Genomic DNA, 17,882 nt, shown 5'->3' on the forward strand with positions numbered 1-17,882 from the left:
TTGCCGCTATTCTTCCTGATGTTTGCGTTCCTCGTTGACGCGGCGCATAAGCTCCGGCAGGTTCTCCACACCTGTCATGCGAAACCCGATATTTACCGGACTGATGCGGGCTATTACGGGATAACTTTCACCGTTGCCCACATCGCGAACCACAAAGGGGACGATCCAGTCCCTGTTGTGCGGCGTCGGCTGACCGATATCGGTTATTTCTTTGCGTCCTGTGGATGCATCGGCAAAAAGCGGCGCCAGCAGGCCATGGGCGGGCGGGCCCGATGGCGAGCGCCCGGCAAATGCCCCGGAGGCGACGCCGTTGATCACAAAGGCTTTCGCCTCATGAACAAGCAGGGTGCGCAGGGCATTGCCTTCCGTATCCAACGCTGCGGCCTTGGAAAACATCAGCGCCAGCAACGGCGGCAGTTCATTTACAATTTCCGGCTGTTGCGCCTCGCGTAAAAAGAGCGTGAGGGCCGCATTGAGAATGGAGTCCACATCCACAAGGCGTTCGAAGGCCTCGGCGTCAGCAGCGTCTATGACTCCGGCGATTTCCGCCGGGGTTTGGCGCGGATCAGCGAACGGGGCGCAGGAGGCGGCGCGCGGCAGGTTTAAAGCTGTCACAGCTATAAGGCACAGCAAGGCAAGCGCGCGTGCGGACACACGCCTGATGTTCAGCATAGTTCCTCCGGCAGCGCGCCCTTGAGCGCGACGGGCAGGCCGCAGCTCACAAAGATCACCGTACCGCAGGCGCCTGCCAGCATCTGATTGGCGCGGCCGAGGGCGTTCTGAAACTGACGTCCCAAAGATGTGGGTGCCACAAGACCGAGGCCTGTTTCCGAGCTGACAAGGGCGATAGGAATGCCGACGGCGACAAGGTAAGCCGCAAGGGCGGCGACTTTGTCCAGTGCGACGTCCCGCGTCAGACCGGCGGTCAACATGTTGGCCACCCACATGCTGACGCAGTCGAGCAGCAATACGCCCGGTCCGTCGTCGGAGCGGGCTGCGGCAAGAGCGCGCAAGACACCCTGCGGATTCATCGTTTCTTCAACACATTGCCAGCCGACGCCGCGTTCAGCCCTGTGCGCGGCAACGCGTTCAGCCATTTCCGCATCCTGCGGTTTGCATGTGGCAAGAAAGAGCCGACGCTGCGCCTGCCGCTCCGCCCATCGCACGGCGAGACCGCTTTTGCCGCTACGTACGCCGCCGACAAAGAGCAGTGCGGAATTTTTCACCGGCCTTGGCCACCAATCTGAACAGGCGCGGGCAACGCGCCGTCGGCTGTATCCTGCTGTAAGGCTATCTGGGCGCAACGCCTTGCCAGGTCACGCAAAACGCCCGCCGCGCTCCACACCGAAGCCAGAGCCTGCGGCTCTGTGCGCAGGCGACGGTCTACCCAGTGCGCAAGGAAGAGCAGAAAATCTTCATCAAATGCCTGGCCTCCGCCCTTGCGGACAGCGGCAACACGGACAGCGGCAACAAGAGCGCGGCGGGCCGCTTCCCTGTCTTCCAGCTCCTTGCGGTAGCGGGCGGCGAGAGTGGTGACACACGCCTGCAGCTCGTCAATTCTGGATTGCGCCGCCCTGTTTTCACGCAGCTCGTCAAGATCAAAAACAACCTGGGTCATCTGTGAGTTCACGCTGACCACATTCTGCGATATCCACTCCAGTTTTTTGATCTGCTCATCCAAATCCGGCACAGAGGCCACCCCTTCCAAGGCAACGGCCAGCAGAACGCTACGCCCGGCAACTGCCAGCAGCAGTTGCCGGCATTGCTCTGGCGGCAGCGCTATTGCCGCGCTTTCCCGCTGAACAGCCTCCAGAAAGCTGTCGACATACAGTGCATACATGCCCTGAATCATGGCCGGATGAAAGACGTAACGCAGTATGCCGGCCCGTCCGCCCTGACCGTCGCCGGAAAGCCCCGTCATTTTTTCGCCGTAGCGCTGATTGGCGCTCTGCGCGCTGACGGCGAGCGTTCCTGTGGGCAATCCTGGCTTGTACTGTGATACAAGCCAGGCGGCAAGGTCTTCTATAAAGTCAGGGCGGACAATATTATCCGCCGTTACTTTCGGAATAACGGCCTGCGCCTGTTGCCCGGCCGCTGCGGCACCCTGCGGCGGCAGGGTTGCATCTATCGGCGCGGCAACCGTGCCATGAACAATATATCCGGAAGCCCCTGACGACGCGCCGACAGGCGGGAGGGGCGATCCGCCCCGCAAAAGGTCATTCAGCTCGGCCAGCGGGGTTCCATCCGTGGCGTTCTTGATTGCTTCCGCAGCCTGATGCCGCCACTGTTCGCGTGTTTCACCGTCGCGGGTTAGCCAGAAGGCGGCCCCGCCGACAAGCAGCAGAGTCAGCAGAGTCAGCGGCAAAAGCCTGCCGCCGGCTTTTGCCGGTTGCGGATTGGGGATGCTGTCGATCCTGGGAATTTCTAGGAGTTTTTGCTCCAGTTTCATGCCGATCTCCTCGCTTCCGCGCCGCCTCCGGCGGCGCGTCGAACTTGCGCCCGACGATTGTCCGCGAATGTGTATTCCCAAAAATATCCGGGGCAGAGTGTTACGATAGCATGGCTTTTTTCGGCTGTGAAGAATTTTTCTGATAATATATCCACAGCAAAATCTGCATGGCAACAAGAATGATGCTGTATTTTTCAGGTATCGGATTGCTATTTCGCGCCATGGTTTCAAATGTAGAAAAATATTTTCTACCAAGTGCCTGGTTTTATAAAATTTTTTGTCATAGTCACACTGTATTTTACGATTCTTTTTTAGCGGGATAACCTGGGAGATCCCCTGGAGCTTTGCATGCTCGATGATTGCATCGGAGTCCTAGTCCCGATCCGCCAAAAAACATTCGCAGTAAACCCGTCAATCAAGGCAAGCGCCCAGCTTCCTTTTCTTTTAAAAAATATAATGAGTGCTAAAATAATTATATCTGAAGGCTTTGAGTATAACAAAAAAGATAGAAACCTTTAACTTATCAACATTCCTTTAGAAAATTCTCCTTCGTTACGTAGTCCTGATAATATTAATGTCAGTTCTAGTCTTAACAACAATATTGTCATTACTGTTACTTGTTACAGTAAGCAAAAATGTGAGCGAGTTACTTCTGAAATTTTTGATTTATGTTTTTGTCTGAAAATGAAAAGGTAATTATATATGAACAAGAATCAAAGTAATATTATTTTAAAGTCAAATATAAGGTTGCCCTCTATCGCTGACTTTTCTCTGCGCCGCGAGGCATGACCCCATCTCGTAACTTGCCAACAACATTATTGCTGCCGCCAGCTTACGTCATGTCTGTTCGCCTTGGTAGGACGATCGGGAACACCACGCCCGTCCACAAGAATATGGCGTAATGAACAACAGTGTTTGAGAAAAGAGAGCAATATGATGAAGCATGTCCAAAATCTCCTTATATAAGGAAGTTGTCATAATGAAGGATTACCACAATAATAAACAATTATACTGGTATATTTCTGTGTTGCTGCAACTTCCTGCGGATTCAGGTCATACGAAAATCCACGCGAATTTTGAAAATTTTCGTGGCTGGAAGGTTGAGCACCGGCACACCTGTGCGCTCGCTGACGCCGTTCAGTATGGTCTGAATTTCTTCACGCGAAGGGCTGATCAAGGTAAACCACACATTATAGCTGTGGTCGCGTAGATAATTGTGAGTTACGCCGGGTTGCGCATTGACGTCGGCAATAAACGACTCCAGAAGGTCTTGCGGCACTTTGGCCGCACACAGTGTCGAGACAAAGCCAATCCCGGCGGACCAAAAATTGGCCCCTAGTCGCCGGATAACACATTTCTCGCGCATGGCCCGCACACGGGCAATCGCCTCTTCTTCCGATATGCCGATGCGTTTGCCGAGTTCAGCATAGGGTCGGGAAAGCAGAGGGAAGTCTGTCTGTATGATGTCCAGCAGTCGTCGATCCGTGCTGTCCAAAGCAAGCTGCTTTTCGCCTCGCGCACGTATTTTTGTTGTATGCGGCATGACGTTCCCCGGCCTCAGCGTGTGTGATCTGTTTGTGCGCAGCTCCGGCGGATCAGCGGGTGGGCATGTAGTTGCACAGCGGTTCCTCGGCAAGGTGGTCGCCGTACATGCTGTAAGCCCGCGCACGGCAGCCGCCGCAGACATTGTGGTATTCACATTGCCCGCATTTCCCCCCGTAACATGTCTGGTCGCGAAATTGGCGAAAGTATCCGCTTGCCCTCCAGATTTTTGGAAAGGGACTTGTCTTGACATTCCCGCAGTCAAGATCCAAATAGCCGCAGGGCTGCACCTGCCCGGTATGGCTGATAAAGCAAAAGCCTGTGCCGCCCAGACAGCCGCGCGTGAGCGCATCCATGCCGAATGTATCCGAGGTGACGCGCAGTCCTTCCGCATGCGCGCGCTGCCGCAAAATGCGGTAATAGTGCGGAGCGCAGGTGGCTTTTAAGTGCATGCCTGTTGTTTTGCGGAACTCATAGAGCCAGTGCAGAGCGTCTTCATATTCCTTTGCCGTGATGACCTGATCCGCCAGTCCTGCGGCACGCCCCACAGGAACCAGTAGAAAAATGTGCCAGGCGGCGGCTTCAAGGCGCTCGCAGAGAGCAAAAATTTTTTTGAAGCTCGCCAGATTGTCACGAGTCACGGTAGTGTTGATCTGAAAAGGCAGGTCCGCGTTTTTCAAGTGTTCAATGCCGCGCAGCGAGGCGGCAAAGGCGCCGGACACGCCGCGAAAGGCGTCGTGGCTTTGCGCGTCCGGCCCATCAATGGATATGGAGCAGCGGTCTACCCCTATTTGTTTCAATTTTTTTGCATTGTCTGCGTCGATCAGTGTACCGTTGGGGGAAAAGGCGCAGGTCAGACCTTTGTTATGGGTATAGGCCACAAGCTCATACACGTCTGGGCGCATCATGGGGTCGCCGCCCGTAAAAATAACGATGGGATTGCCCACTTCCGGGAAAGTATCAATAAGATTGCGTGCCTCTGTTGTGGAAAGTTCACCCTCGTACGGCTCTTTGTATGCCTCGGCCCGGCAGTGTCGGCACGCCAGATTGCAGGAGCGGGTGATTTCCCACGCTATCAGGCGGCAACGGGGGATGCCGTCTTCAAGCTCGTGTGCCGTGACGGCATGTAAACGCGCCGCCGGAGCGCGTGTATCCGGCATCAGCGCACCAGCCTTTGCCTGAGCAGCGCTTCTGTAAAATAGGTAATGATCATGTCCGCGCCGGCCCGTTTCAAACCCAGCAGAGATTCCATCATGACAGCCTGCTCATCCACCCATCCCTGCATGCCCGCCGCGCGCAACATGGCGTATTCGCCGCTGACCTGATACGCGCAGACCGGCACGTCGCAAGCCTCGCGCACCCTGTACAAAATGTCGGCATAGGGCCCGGCGGGCTTGACAATAAGGGCGTCAGCGCCTTCGGCTATGTCCGCACGCGCCTCAATCAGAGCTTCGTGGGCATTCCCGGGATCCATCTGATACGATTTGCGGTCGCCTGCGGCCGGAGATGACTGCGCTGCCTCGCGGAAGGGCCCGTAATAGGCAGAGGCGTATTTGACGGCATAGGACAAGAGGGGCGTGTCTGTAAGGCAGTTGTCATCCAAGGCGGCGCGCAGGGCGGCTATGCGGCCGTCCATCATATCTGACGGAGCCACCATATCAGCCCCGGCGGCCGCATGGCTTACGGCCGTTTTGGCAAGCAGCGACAGGGTCTGGTCGTTTTGCACCGTGCCGTCCGTGGCAAGCAGGCCGCAATGGCCGTGGCTCATGTATCCGCATAGGCACACGTCTGTGATGACAAAAAGTTTCGGCCAGCGGGCCTTCAGTCGGCGCACGGCCCGTTGCACCACTCCGCTTTCGTCATATGCGCCGTGAGCCTGCTCATCCTTGCGGGCTGGAATTCCGAACAGGAGCACATACGCAAGCCCCATATCCACTGCTTTTTCCATCTGTTTTTCCAGTTCCGGCAGGCAGAGCTGAAACTGGCCGGGCATAGATGGAATGGGTTTGCGAAAGGCGGTGCTGTCTGTCTCCAGCACAAAATAGGGCATGATCAAATCTTCAGCCAGCAACGGTGCTGTTTCCCGCACAAGGGCGCGTAGTTCTGGCGTTTTGCGCAAACGCCGCCCCCGATGAAAAGTCGTGGTCATACTGTTTTGCAAACCTTGTCACAGGTGGACATGATTATTCGCGGAATGAATGTTCTAAATTTCCTCGTCTGTGAGATAACAGGCCGGGTCTTCAGCCCACGCGTCGCCGTAAAAAGCCTCTGCTCTGGCCCTGAAATTGCCCCCGCAGATGTTCAGGTGCCGGCATTTTGCGCAACGACCACTGACATAAGCTTTTTTGTTCTTGAGTTTGTGGAGAAGCTCAATTGACGGGTCATCCCATATCGTTGAGAAAGGCCGCTCAAGCACATTGCCGAAAACGTGCTCACGCCAGAACTGGTCTGCGTGCACCTTGCCGTCCCAGGAGATGCAGCCTATGCCGTGACCTGAGCTGTTGCCCCCATTGAACTGCAAAAGAGTGTAGACTTCATCGGCGCGTTTTTTGTCTTCACGGGCCAGACGCATCCACACGTACGGGCCGTCGGCGTGGTTGTCCACCGTCAGAATTTCCTTGGGATGACCGGCGTCAAAGAGGGCGCGTGTTTCGTCCATGATGAGGTCAAGCGTTTTGCGGGTTGCATTGTGGTCTAGGTCTTCTCTGATCAAATCCGAGCCTCGTCCAGAATAGACAAGATGATAAAAACAGGCGCGCGGAATGTCCTTTTCTTTCAACAAGCGGAAGATACCCGGAATTTCAGAGATATTTCTTTTGTTGATGGTAAAACGCAAGCCCACTTTGAGTCCTTCTGTCTGGCAGTTGGCAATGCCGTCCAGCGCTTTTCTAAATGCGCCGGGCACGCTGCGGAAACGGTCGTGCACATCTTCAAGACCGTCAAGGGAAATGCCCACGTAAGAAAGCCCCACCTCCTTGAGTTCACGCGCTTTTTGCGGTGTAATCAACGTGCCGTTGGTGGAAATAACAGCGCGCATGCCTTTCCTCGTCACGTGGCGCGCGAGGTCCGTCAGATCCTTGCGGGCCAGCGGCTCTCCTCCAGAGAAAAGCATCACCGGCGCGCCGTAGGCCGCGAGGTCGTCAATCATGTTTTTTGCCCGTTCTGTATCGATGTCGTCCGCACCTTCCATTGTTGTGGCGTGCGCATAGCAGTGTACGCATTTGAGGTTACAGCGCCGCGTCATGTTCCAGACAATGACGGGTTTTTTGTCTTTGGAAAATTGCAGCAGATGTGAGGACAATTTGCAGGATTCGCGGCCGTAACGCAACGCGTCCGAGGCCTCCGCCTGCCCGCAGTAGAGTTTGGATATGCCTATCATAATCGTGCCCAGTCTGTCATAATCTTATGGATGCCGACGTCACTGTGCCCCGGCAATGACAAAACTGTATCTTGATGGATCTGCAGGGGCGCGGCAAGGCATGCCTTATTTATCGTCTTGGGAGATATTTTCATATCCTCAAAATATGCTGGGAGTTACAATGAAATATTATTGACGATCTGTTTTAAGGCGGCAAAAGCCGCGGGCAGTCCTTCCGGTTTCGTGCCGCCTGCCTGAGCCATATCCGGACGGCCGCCGCCAGAACCGCCGCAGAACGCCGCCACATCCTTAATCAGGACGGGCGCGGTGAAGCGGCAGTGCAAGTCTTTTGAAATACAGACCAGAAGCCCTACTTTGCCGTCTTCCACTGTGGCAAGGCAGATCACGATTTTTTCCGCCAGGCGCGAGCGCACGTCGTCCATAATTTCGCGCAGGGCTTTCACCGGCACGTTGTCCAGCCGTGCCGCCAGCAGGGTTATGCCGTTGACGACTTCTGCCTGTTTGACTATGTCCGCGCCGGAAGCAGTGGCTGCGGCCGCTTTGTCAGAAGCCTTGCGCAGTGTTTTGATATCCGCGGACATGGCCTGCACGCGCTCTGTCAATTGCCCCGGTCGGGATTTGAGCATGGCGGAGAGGGAGTTCAGTTCAGCGCGCTGTTCCAGGGCGACACTGTAGGCGTTCCAACCGGTGACGGCTTCAATGCGGCGCCTTCCCGCAGCTACACCTGTTTCAGCCGTGATGAGAAAAATTCCTGCCTGTCCCGTGCAGGCCAGATGGGTGCCGCCGCACAGTTCTACAGATTCAGGCATATCGTTGTCGCCTATGCTGACTACGCGCACCGTGTCTCCATATTTTTCGCCAAACAACGCCATAGCCCCTGCGGCCAGAGCTTGTTCCCGCGGCATTGCCCGCGTTGTGAGCGGCAGGTTTGCCAGTATGGCGCGGTTGACGTCCCGTTCCACTGCGGCGAGTTCTTCCGGAGTCAGTGCCGTGATATGGGAAAAATCAAAACGCACGCGGCGGCTGTCCGCCAAGGAGCCTGCCTGTTTGACATGTGTTCCGAGCGTCCGGCGCAAAGCCGCGTGCAGCAGGTGTGTGCAGGTATGATTACGGGCAGCGGCAGTGCGTTCGTCTGCATCCACATGCAGGATGACTTCCTGATCAGCATAAAGCGTGTTCCGAAACACTTCAATGTCGTGTACAATGAGTTCCGGCGATGGATGACGGGTATTGATCACCCTCGCCTGCCCGGTTGCGGAGCGAACAAGGCCCTTGTCGCCCATCTGCCCGCCGGATTCACCGTAAAAAGGTGTTCGCCCGGCAACGAAAAAACCCTTCTGCCCATGATCCAGACAGCCCGCGGGCAAACCGTCCGCGTCGAGCAGCGCCACAATGCGGCTTTGGACTGTCAGGCATTCATAACCCACAAAGTGGCTTTGCAGATCGTCGTCTTTCAGACGGGCAAAGGCTGCGTCCAGAGCGCTCCGGTTCTTTTCGTCCAGAGCGCACATGTCGTTTTTGCGGCTTTGGCGGGATCGTTCGCGCTGGGCGCGCATATTGGTCTCAAATCCTGCACCGTCCACCGTAAAACCGCGTTTGCCCGCCACGTCAGTAACAATGTCAAGAGGAAAGCCGTATGTGTCGTACAGTTGAAAGCAGAAATCCCCTGAAATTTCCCCGTAGCCCGCAGCGGCAAGACGCTGAAGTTCTTCTTCCAGCAGGGAGAGGCCTTTTTCAAGTGTTTGAGAAAAGCGCTGCTCTTCTTCAAACACGGCGCGGGCAATAAAGCCCGCGTTTTGCCTCAGCTCCGGGTAATCGTCGCCCATAACTGCGGTTGTTGTACGGGCGACTTTGTACAAAAAAGGTTCATGCACACCCATGAGCGTGGCAAAACGCAGGGCGCGCCGGATGAGGCGGCGCAGCACATAACCCCAGTTTTCGTTGGAAGGCAGCACCCCGCCAGCTATGAGAAAAGCCGCGGCGCGGCTGTGATCGGCTATGACGCGCAACGCCGTGTCCACATCGTTCGTGTCCGGCGTGCTGAAGCTGTAAGCCACGCCCGCGAGCTCCGCCGCGCGCTGAATAATTTGCTGGAAGAGATCACAGTCGAAATTGGATTTTTGACCCTGACACACGGCGGCTATGCGTTCCAGCCCCATGCCAGTGTCTATGTTGGGCGAGGCAAGCAACGCGCGGCTTCCGTCCGTGCTCTGGTCAAACTGAGTGAAGACAAGATTCCAGATTTCCAGAAAGCGGTCACAATCGCATTTGCCGATGCCGCAGTCTGGCCCGCAGCTCATGTCTGCGCCCTGATCAATATAGATTTCAGAGCAAGGGCCGCAAGGCCCTGTGTCTCCCATGGTCCAGAAGTTGTCTTTTTCGCCCATGCGCACAATGCGCTCCTGCGGCAGACCGGCGATCTCCTGCCAGAGGCCAGCGGCGGCATCATCATCGCGGAATATCGTCACCCATAGCTTGTCTTTAGGCAGCTCAAGTTCGCCGACAACAAATTCCCATGCCCAGGTTATAGCCTCGCGTTTGAAATAGTCGCCGAAGGAAAAATTGCCCAGCATTTCAAAAAATGTGTGGTGGCGGGCCGTGCGTCCCACATTTTCCAGATCGTTGTGCTTACCGGACACGCGCAGGCATTTCTGGCAGGAAACGGCGCGCCTGCAAGGCCTTTTTTCCTCGCCCAGGAAGATTTTTTTGAACTGCACCATGCCCGCATTGGTGAACAACAGGCTTGGATCATTGGGCGGAATGAGCGGCGCTGAGGGCGTTATTTCGTGTCCGAGGCGATGGAAAAAGTCCAAGTAGCGGCGGCGTATTTCTTTAGCGGTGAGCATGGCTGTTCCGTTAATTTAATCAGTGTCCGGCACTGCCGAGAAAGACGCTTGCGCGGCGGTGTCCCTGTCTGCCGCCGGTGCGAATGCCCCGGGGTGTATGCCAAGATGCTCAATGACGACTTTTTCTATTTCAAGGCGCAAGGTTTCGTTTGCGTCCAACAGCGCGCGCACTTTTTCATGGCCATGACCGAGTTTTTCCGCGCCGAAGGCAAACCACGAGCCGCTTTGTTCTATAATGCCGGCATCAATGCCGATGTCCAACAGTTCACCGGAGCGCGAAATGCCCTGGCCGTATAGAATATCGAACACCGCGCTACGAAAGGGCGGAGCCACTTTGTTTTTAACCACCTTGACCCTGGTACGCGAGCCGAAGGATTCCTCTTTGTCCTTGAGAGTCTGGATACGGCGTATGTCCATACGCACCGAGGCATAAAATTTGAGCGCGTTGCCACCGGTGGTTGTTTCCGGGCTGCCGTAACCCTGAACACCGATTTTCATGCGTATCTGGTTGATAAATATCACCGAGGTGCGTGATTTGTGTATGGTTCCCGTCAGCCGGCGCATGGCGTGCGACATAAGCCTTGCATGACCACCCACTTGGGTTTCGCCCATGTCTCCCTCCAGTTCCGCTTGGGGGATGAGCGCGGCCACGGAGTCTACCACCACAAGATCTACTGCGCCGGAGCGCACCAGCATGTCCGCTATATCAAGAGCCTGCTCGCCGTAGTCCGGCTGCGAGATGAGCAGATCGTCTGTGTTCACGCCGAGGCGTTTCGCGTATGCTACGTCTAGAGCGTGTTCGGCATCTACAAAGGCGCATGCGCCGCCGAGTTTCTGACATTCCGCAATGATGTGCAGCGTAAGGGTGGTTTTGCCCGAAGATTCGGGGCCGAAAATTTCTGTAATGCGGCCGCGTGGTATGCCGCCCACGCCCAGCGCCAGATCAAGACCGATAGAGCCTGTGGGAATGACGGGAATGTTGACGTGGGCCTCGTCAGAAAGTTTCATCACAGCGCCTTTGCCGTATTTGCGTTCAATGGTGGCAAGGGCGGTGGAAAGAGCTTCAGCGCGCGCATTTTCCGCTGAGACGTTTTTTTTAGCCATACAGATGCTCCGGGTAAAATGTGCTCAATCACATTATCCTACCAGAGGTACACCTGCAAGGCAACAGCGGCATGCGTCATGACCCTTTGTTTTAATCTTTCATCTTGACGGATGTGCACCGACTCTTTTATGTAATATCTGTTTTATGATTTTCGCAATTACATATTCGCAACGGATGTTTCATGTGAAACATTTCGTGACGGCAATACAAACGGAGAAGGGATGACGCGCATAATTTCAATTGCCAACCAAAAAGGCGGCGTCGGCAAAACAACGACTGCAATCAATCTGTCCGCCGCTCTGGCAGTTATGGAAAAAAAAGTATTGCTGGTGGACTGCGACCCCCAGGCAAACAGCACCAGCGGCGTCAGCCTTGTCCAGAAAGAATTCACCGATGATTTGTACAGCACTCTTTATTCCCCAGAAAACGTGCGTCAAAGCATTGCATCCGTTCGCCCGCCCTATCTCGACATACTGCCTGGCAGTACCAATCTTGTGGGTGCCGAACTTGAACTTGTCGACAAAATTGGCCGCGAATTCTATGTGGATGAATGTCTGAAACAGATAAAAAACTACTACGACTACATCATTCTTGATTGTCCACCATCACTTGGACTGCTCACGCTCAATGCGCTTTGTGCGGCAGGAGAATTGCTCATACCATTACAATGTGAATTTTTTGCCTTGGAGGGAATAGTTAAATTGCTCCAGACATACGAACAGATCAAAAAGCGTTTAAACCCGAATCTTTGTTTGCTGGGCGTTGTTTTAACTATGTATGACATCCGCAACAGGCTGACGCGCCAAGTCAAAAACGAAGTGCGCCGGTGTTTTCCTGACCATTTGTTTGAAACAGCAATTCCGCGCAATGTACGGCTGTCTGAAGCGCCAAGCCACGGCAAATCAATCATCCATTACGACATTAAATCAAAAGGAGCTGAAGCTTATCTTGGTCTGGCAAAAGAAGTTGTTTTACGCCGCCCCACAAAAAAACAAACCATCCTGTAATAAATAAACGGTATTGTCAGAAACAAGGAGAGCAGCATGAACAAAGGCCTCGGACGCGGCCTGGACGCATTGTTGGCAGGAGCTGGAGCAAAACTGGAGGAAAACACCTCTGTCAAACTGCTGCCTATTACAGCACTTACGCCCAATCCCGACCAGCCGCGGCAATATTTTGATGCGCAAGCGCTCAAAGAACTCGCTGATTCCATCAAAATTCAAGGTGTTATTCAGCCTCTGCTTGTGCGGCCGATGCCCGACGGCAAAACTTGGCAGATTGTGGCCGGCGAACGCCGCTGGCGTGCCGCGCAAGCAGCCGGTTTGAAACAAGTGCCGGTTTTTGTGCGCATCCTGTCCGGTCAGGAAGCAATGGCCGCAGCACTGATTGAAAATTTGCAACGAGAAGATTTAAATCCGATGGAAGAAGCACGGGCGCTTCAGGCGCTCCGTGAAACAATGGGCTTGACACAAGAAGAAACAGCTGCACGCTTGGGCAAAAGCCGGCCCGCAGTTGCCAATGCGTTGCGCCTGCTGCAGCTTTCTCCCCAAGCGCAGGACGACTTGCGCACAGCACGTATCAGCGCGGGACACGCCCGCTGTCTGCTCAGCATTGACAATGCGAATACGGCAGACGCCATGCGGGAAGACATCATTACACGCCAGCTCACAGTAAGAGAAACCGAGGAAGCCGTTGCAGCATGGCATAAAACCGGCAGGTTGCCCTGGAAACAATCTATAGGCGACGGCACGGTGACCATGGATAAAAGAGCAGGTAGCAGGAAAAGAAAAACTGCGGAATTGCGGACGCTCCAAAATAGTTTAAGCACACACTTTGCTTGCTGCGCACGAATCAGCGGCGACGAACACTGTGGTCACATCACACTGAACTACGCGAGCAGGGAAGAGTTACAGGGCTTGTTGGAACGTATGGGCGTGCTTCCGCAGAATGTAAAAACTTCACAGAAAATCATGAAAGGTCGTCAAGAGAGAGCCGCTCCGCACAGACCGTAAGGCATGCCGCGAAGACGACCGTTGACAAAATCGCGTACAGACATTGTGGCGGAGCCTTCCGGACGGACCAAATCAAGCTCATACCAGCGGTCAGCGCAGGCGACAGCAAGGGCATGGCGAGTATGACTGAGTACGCCTGGCGTCTCGCCTGTGAGCGGATCACCCGGAAAACCGGGAAAAAGCAACAAAGACCAGTCATCAGTCCACCCTACAAAACGGAAAAGAGCCCTGGCCGACGGCCACGGCGCAAGTGCGCGAAGATGGGCGTGCACGGCAAGCGCAGGCAGATTCCAATTAATTATCAGGTCTTTTTTACGAATTTTTGCAGCATAAGATGCCTTGTCAGAATCCTGCTTCCCAGGATTTGCCCGGCCAGAAAGCAAATCATCCATCACTGCGCACAAAAGACGCGAGCCTTCTTGCGCAAGCAGATCTTGCATTTGCCCAGCCGTTGAATCGCTAATAGGAACAGTCTGCACGGCGTACACCGGGCCGGCATCAAGCTGTGAAACCATATGCATAACGGAAACGCCGGTCACGGCACCATCATGCCAATTTTCCATAAGCGCCCGCTGGACAGGCGCCGCGCCGCGATACAGCGGCAACAAAGAGGCGTGCACATTGAGCGGCGCCAGACGTGGAACGGCAATAATCCTGTCAGGCAAAATCATACCATACGCCGCAACGGCAAGAAAATCTGGAGCGAAAGCGGCCAGTTCATCAAACGCCGCAGTACTGTTAAAGTGCAATGGCTGTATTACGGGCAGAGATGACGCAAGAGCCAGCACTTTAACGGGAGAGACGGCAATTTTATGTCCCCTGCCTGCAGGACGGTCAGGACGCGTATACACAGCTACAACACGTCCCTTTGGCCAAAAAAGTAGACCCCGGAGAATCCGGGCCGCGAACTCCGGCGTGCCCATAAAAACTATGCGCGCTTTTTGCGGTGCAGCCATTTTTTCATTTTACCGTCAAACAGGACACGGCGCAAGCGGCTAAGGCGGTCAATGAAAAGAACGCCATCAAGATGGTCATATTCATGCTGCAAAACAATAGCGGGGAAATCAAGCAATTCTTCAACAATGCTGTTGCCGTCAATGTCTGTTGCGGTTAAAAGTACACGGCTTTTACGCACAATATCTGCGCGATAATCCAAAGGCACGGAAAGGCATCCCTCCTGCTCGCTTGCCACATCCTCACCTGAAAGCTCAAGAACCGGGTTCACAAGGATCCGTGGCGCTGACGGAGCACCCCCTCTTGAGGGATCTATAAGCAGCATGCGGATTGCATGGCCAACCTGCGGCGCAGCTAGACCAACGCCACGCGCCGCATACATTGTCTCAAGCATGTCATCGGCTAATGCGCAGATTTCCGGCGTAATTTCAGATATTTTCTCGCACATACGCGCAAGACGCGGGTCTGGGTATGTAAGAATGTCAAGAATCATGTCTCGGCAGCCGGTTCTCTCAATCTGAGCCCAAGTTCACACAACTGGCCGGAGGCAACGCCCGACGGCGCATCCGTAAGCAGGCAGGCAGCTTTTTGCGTTTTAGGAAACGCAATGACGTCGCGTATGCTGGAGGCACCTGCAAGCAGCATGACCAGACGATCAAGGCCAAAGGCAATGCCGCCATGCGGTGGGGCACCAAGTTCCAAAGCGCGGAGGAGAAAACCGAAGCGTTTTTCCGCAGAATCAGGAGAAAAACCCAACGCCGCAAACATACGCCGCTGCACATCGGCAGAATGAATGCGTATGGAGCCGCCGCCTATTTCATTGCCGTTGAGTACAAGATCATAGGCACGGGCGCGGGCATTTTCGGGGTCACTGAGCATACGCTCAAGATGTCCATGCGCAGGCGCCGTAAAAGGATGATGACGGGCGACATAGCGTTTTTCCGCATTGTCATATTCATAGAGTGGAAAATCCGTCACCCACAAAAAATTAAAACTGTTTTCAGAAACAAGATGCAAATGCTCGCCAAGCCTGAGACGCAAATTTCCCAGAGCCGCATTGACCACGGCAGGTTCTCCGGCTTGAAAAAAAACGATGTCGCCCTGTTGCAGATCAAGTACTTGCGCAATGCTGTAGCGCTCACGCTCGGAGAGAAACTTTGCAACGGGTGATTGCCATTCACCAGATTTAATTTTGATCCAGGCCAAACCCTGTGCACCATAAATTTTTACAAATTCCGTGCACTCATCAATTTCCTTGCGGGTAAAGGCATCTCCTCCAGTCACTTTCATCGCCTTGACAAGCTTTGCGGCGGCAAAAAGCTTGAAAGCTGAAGCATACACAATATGGGTAATATCGTGCAGTTCAAGGCCAAAACGCGTATCCGGTTTGTCAACGCCATAGCGGTTCATAGATTCATCCCAAGACAGGACGGGAAAGGGCCGTTTCAGCGAAATCCCTTGAACGTCGCTGAAAACGCGCGCCATGAGGCCTTCAGCCATACACATCACAGCATTTTCATTGACAAAGCTCATTTCAATGTCAATTTGCGTGAATTCCGGCTGTCGGTCAGCGCGCAGATCTTCATCGCGAAAACAGCGGACTATCTGAAAATATCGATCAAAACCACCAATCATAAGTAATTGTTTAAATAATTGTGGAGACTGCGGCAGTGCATAAAACTGACCAAAGTTCAGCCGGCTGGGAACAAGAAAATCCCGGGCTCCTTCAGGAGTTGATTTTGTAAGCATGGGTGTTTCCACTTCCACAAAGGCGTTTTCATTCAGAAAACGCCGGACTGTCTGGGCCACCAGATGGCGCAGTCGCAAATTTGCCTGCATGCGGGGACGGCGAAGGTCAAGATAGCGCCAGGCAAGGCGCAGATTTTCCCCTGTCTCTGAGCGTTCCTCAACAGAAAAAGGGGGGGGTTTTGAAGTGTTCAAAAGTTTCCAGTCAATGGCCACAACCTCAATTTTCCCTGTTGGCATAGCTGGATTGACCATGCCTGCCGGACGCGGCCGCACTTTGCCGCGCACAGCGAGCACATATTCCGAACGCAGGATGTGCGCATTGTTGTGAGCGCCCGAGGCTGTATCAGGGCTGAAAACAACCTGTGTCAAACCAAAACAGTCACGCAGGTCGACAAAGATAAGCCCCCCATGATCCCGACGGTATTGCACCCAACCCATCAGACAGACTTCCTGATCGACATCATCCAGCGTCAGGGCACCGCAACAGTGCGTGCGCAACCAGCCACCCACATCCTGAATAAATTTTTGATGTTCCTGCTGCAGATCAGCAGGTTGTATGTCTTCCGGCATAGATTCAGTCATGAAATATTCCCGCCTGCAAAAAGTGAAAAACATCAGCCTCGGGCATGGCGTTCTGCACCCCATTGTTCATATTTTTAACAGTCACCAGACCTGCAGCAGTTTCATTTTGGCCGATTATCAAGCAATAGCGCGCACCAGATCGACCTGCCTGCCGCATAAGACTCTTGAAGCCAGCAGGGGTAAAATTGAGCAGACCAGACAACCCGGCTGCGCGTAGTTTCTGCCCAAGCACAAAAACCTGGAGCTGCACAGTGGCGTCCAAGGCCAAAAGATAAAAATCCGGTCGGAGCCGCTGCTTTTTGTCAAGTAAAAAAGCCAGTCGCTCCATGCCGCAGGCAAAACCAACGCCAGGTATGTCCGGCCCTCCAAGGGTTTTAACAAGACCGTCATAACGGCCGCCGCCTGCAACAGCCGCTTGCGCGCCAATAGCTCCGCTCACAACCTCAAACGTGGTACGGCAATAATAATCAAGGCCGCGCATAAGGCGGTGATCCTGCTCAAATCCGACATCCTGGACGCGCAAGAATGCAAGAACCGCATCAAAATGCCGACCGCAGTCAGGGCATTGGCAATCAAGTATTTTGGGGGCCTGCGCGGTCAGAGCCTTGCAGGCGGGATGCTTGCAATCAAGCACTCTCAAGGGATTTGTCAGAACGCGCCGACCGCAATCCGCGCACAAAGTTGACTGATCAACCTGCGCCAGATATGCAGCAAGAGCGGCTCGGTAGCGCGGTCGACACTCGGCGCAGCCCAAAGAGTTAATCTTCAATGTCAGGTCTTTTACGCCAAGATCTGCTAAAAAAAGCAAAAGCATGGCAATGAGTTCCGCATCAGCCACAGGACTGTCCGACCCAAGACACTCGCAATTAATCTGATGAAACTGCCGCATGCGACCAAGCTGGGGACGCTCATACCGAAACATGGGGCCCATCGTGAAAAGACGGCTCACCGGCTCGCGACTAAACAGCGAGGCGTCAAGAAAAGCGCGCATGACGCCGGCCGTGGCTTCCGGGCGCAACGACAAAGAACGCCCTTTACGATCAGAAAAAGTGTACATTTCTTTTTGTACAACATCAGTTTCCGAACCGATGGAGCGCGAAAAAAGTTCGGCAAATTCCAGCACAGGCGTGCGCAACTCCATAAAACCATACCGGGAGAACACAGCTCGCGCGCAATCTTGCATGCGTGTAAAGACATCGCTTTCCGGCGGAAACATATCCGCAAACCCTTTAATGCGCGTCACCCGCGACATACGTCCCCTCTT

General features: G+C 54.3%; 15 protein-coding genes. 2 read left to right on the forward strand and 13 right to left on the reverse strand.

All coding sequences use genetic code 11. The features are described from left to right. Positions 1–6: 6 nt before the first annotated feature. From RSDT_RS06130 to recA, 9 genes are all read right to left on the reverse strand, one after another. Positions 7–672 carry a hypothetical protein gene (locus tag RSDT_RS06130; RefSeq protein ID WP_096400043.1) on the reverse strand — a complete coding sequence of 222 codons (666 nt, stop codon included), beginning with the start codon at positions 670–672 and terminating at the stop codon, positions 7–9. Next, on the reverse strand, positions 666–1,226 hold the full coding sequence (locus tag RSDT_RS06135; RefSeq protein WP_096400045.1) for a bifunctional adenosylcobinamide kinase/adenosylcobinamide-phosphate guanylyltransferase: 561 nt from the start codon (positions 1,224–1,226) through the stop codon (positions 666–668). Before RSDT_RS06135 ends, RSDT_RS06130 begins: the two co-directional genes overlap by 7 nt. After that, positions 1,223–2,449 carry a hypothetical protein gene (locus RSDT_RS06140; protein WP_096400047.1) on the reverse strand — a complete coding sequence of 409 codons (1,227 nt, stop codon included), beginning with the start codon at positions 2,447–2,449 and terminating at the stop codon, positions 1,223–1,225. Before RSDT_RS06140 ends, RSDT_RS06135 begins: the two co-directional genes overlap by 4 nt. 1,048 nt (positions 2,450–3,497) lie before the next feature. Beyond that, complete coding sequence (gene ahbA, locus RSDT_RS06145; RefSeq protein ID WP_096400049.1) at positions 3,498–3,992, reverse strand: siroheme decarboxylase subunit alpha; 495 nt, start codon at positions 3,990–3,992, stop codon at positions 3,498–3,500. Between the two features lie 52 nt (positions 3,993–4,044). Continuing rightward, on the reverse strand, positions 4,045–5,151 hold the full coding sequence (gene ahbD, locus RSDT_RS06150; protein WP_096400051.1) for a heme b synthase: 1,107 nt from the start codon (positions 5,149–5,151) through the stop codon (positions 4,045–4,047). After that, on the reverse strand, positions 5,151–6,140 hold the full coding sequence (gene hemB / locus RSDT_RS06155; protein ID WP_096400053.1) for a porphobilinogen synthase: 990 nt from the start codon (positions 6,138–6,140) through the stop codon (positions 5,151–5,153). The genes ahbD and hemB overlap by 1 nt, the downstream gene beginning before the upstream one ends. Before the next feature lie 54 nt (positions 6,141–6,194). Beyond that, complete coding sequence (ahbC, locus tag RSDT_RS06160; protein WP_096400055.1) at positions 6,195–7,370, reverse strand: 12,18-didecarboxysiroheme deacetylase; 1,176 nt, start codon at positions 7,368–7,370, stop codon at positions 6,195–6,197. A 155-nt stretch (positions 7,371–7,525) separates the two neighbouring features. Beyond that, entirely contained in the window at positions 7,526–10,216 is a 2,691-nt protein-coding gene (gene alaS / locus RSDT_RS06165) for an alanine--tRNA ligase (protein ID WP_096400057.1), read from the reverse strand. A 15-nt stretch (positions 10,217–10,231) separates the two neighbouring features. Next, positions 10,232–11,320, reverse strand: a complete 1,089-nt coding sequence (gene recA / locus RSDT_RS06170) for a recombinase RecA (RefSeq protein ID WP_096400059.1) — start codon at positions 11,318–11,320, stop codon at positions 10,232–10,234. Positions 11,321–11,542: 222 nt separating this feature from the next. Between recA and RSDT_RS06175 the strand changes: the two genes are divergently transcribed. Together RSDT_RS06175 and RSDT_RS06180 are read left to right on the forward strand one after the other, a co-directional pair. Continuing rightward, entirely contained in the window at positions 11,543–12,328 is a 786-nt protein-coding gene (locus RSDT_RS06175) for a ParA family protein (protein ID WP_096400061.1), read from the forward strand. 36 nt (positions 12,329–12,364) lie between these two features. Then, positions 12,365–13,333 (forward strand): ParB/RepB/Spo0J family partition protein, encoded by a 969-nt coding sequence (locus RSDT_RS06180; RefSeq protein ID WP_096400063.1) that lies wholly within the window; start codon positions 12,365–12,367, stop codon positions 13,331–13,333. Here RSDT_RS06180 and fmt read toward each other — a convergent pair. Genes fmt through hisS form a run of 4 tightly spaced genes read right to left on the reverse strand, consistent with a single transcriptional unit; the run spans position 13,303 to position 17,870 of the window. Then, a complete protein-coding gene (fmt, locus tag RSDT_RS06185; RefSeq protein WP_096400065.1) occupies positions 13,303–14,289 on the reverse strand; it encodes a methionyl-tRNA formyltransferase in 987 nt (328 codons plus the stop codon). The genes RSDT_RS06180 and fmt overlap by 31 nt on opposite strands. After that, positions 14,262–14,780 carry a peptide deformylase gene (gene def / locus RSDT_RS06190; RefSeq protein ID WP_096400067.1) on the reverse strand — a complete coding sequence of 173 codons (519 nt, stop codon included), beginning with the start codon at positions 14,778–14,780 and terminating at the stop codon, positions 14,262–14,264. The genes fmt and def overlap by 28 nt, the downstream gene beginning before the upstream one ends. Beyond that, positions 14,777–16,618, reverse strand: a complete 1,842-nt coding sequence (gene aspS, locus RSDT_RS06195; RefSeq protein ID WP_408606699.1) for an aspartate--tRNA ligase — start codon at positions 16,616–16,618, stop codon at positions 14,777–14,779. The genes def and aspS overlap by 4 nt, the downstream gene beginning before the upstream one ends. Continuing rightward, a complete protein-coding gene (gene hisS / locus RSDT_RS06200) occupies positions 16,611–17,870 on the reverse strand; it encodes a histidine--tRNA ligase (RefSeq protein WP_096400069.1) in 1,260 nt (419 codons plus the stop codon). Before hisS ends, aspS begins: the two co-directional genes overlap by 8 nt. Positions 17,871–17,882: the final 12 nt, after the last annotated feature.

It is taken from the genome of Candidatus Desulfovibrio trichonymphae, assembly GCF_002355955.1.
GTDB lineage: Bacteria > Desulfobacterota > Desulfovibrionia > Desulfovibrionales > Desulfovibrionaceae > Desulfovibrio > Desulfovibrio trichonymphae.

Excerpts from the sequence above, each read along its gene's own strand:
- RSDT_RS06130 (WP_096400043.1), bottom strand. The coding sequence starts at position 672 with ATGCTGAACATCAGGCGTGTGTCCGCACGCGCGCTTGCCTTGCTGTGC.
- RSDT_RS06140 (WP_096400047.1), bottom strand. The coding sequence starts at position 2,449 with ATGAAACTGGAGCAAAAACTCCTAGAAATTCCCAGGATCGACAGCATC.
- ahbA (WP_096400049.1), bottom strand. The coding sequence starts at position 3,992 with ATGCCGCATACAACAAAAATACGTGCGCGAGGCGAAAAGCAGCTTGCT.
- ahbD (WP_096400051.1), bottom strand. The coding sequence starts at position 5,151 with ATGCCGGATACACGCGCTCCGGCGGCGCGTTTACATGCCGTCACGGCA.
- hemB (WP_096400053.1), bottom strand. The coding sequence starts at position 6,140 with ATGACCACGACTTTTCATCGGGGGCGGCGTTTGCGCAAAACGCCAGAA.
- ahbC (WP_096400055.1), bottom strand. The coding sequence starts at position 7,370 with ATGATAGGCATATCCAAACTCTACTGCGGGCAGGCGGAGGCCTCGGAC.
- alaS (WP_096400057.1), bottom strand. The coding sequence starts at position 10,216 with ATGCTCACCGCTAAAGAAATACGCCGCCGCTACTTGGACTTTTTCCAT.
- recA (WP_096400059.1), bottom strand. The coding sequence starts at position 11,320 with ATGGCTAAAAAAAACGTCTCAGCGGAAAATGCGCGCGCTGAAGCTCTT.
- RSDT_RS06175 (WP_096400061.1), top strand. The coding sequence starts at position 11,543 with ATGACGCGCATAATTTCAATTGCCAACCAAAAAGGCGGCGTCGGCAAA.
- RSDT_RS06180 (WP_096400063.1), top strand. The coding sequence starts at position 12,365 with ATGAACAAAGGCCTCGGACGCGGCCTGGACGCATTGTTGGCAGGAGCT.
- fmt (WP_096400065.1), bottom strand. The coding sequence starts at position 14,289 with ATGGCTGCACCGCAAAAAGCGCGCATAGTTTTTATGGGCACGCCGGAG.
- def (WP_096400067.1), bottom strand. The coding sequence starts at position 14,780 with ATGATTCTTGACATTCTTACATACCCAGACCCGCGTCTTGCGCGTATG.
- aspS (WP_408606699.1), bottom strand. The coding sequence starts at position 16,618 with ATGACTGAATCTATGCCGGAAGACATACAACCTGCTGATCTGCAGCAG.
- hisS (WP_096400069.1), bottom strand. The coding sequence starts at position 17,870 with ATGTCGCGGGTGACGCGCATTAAAGGGTTTGCGGATATGTTTCCGCCG.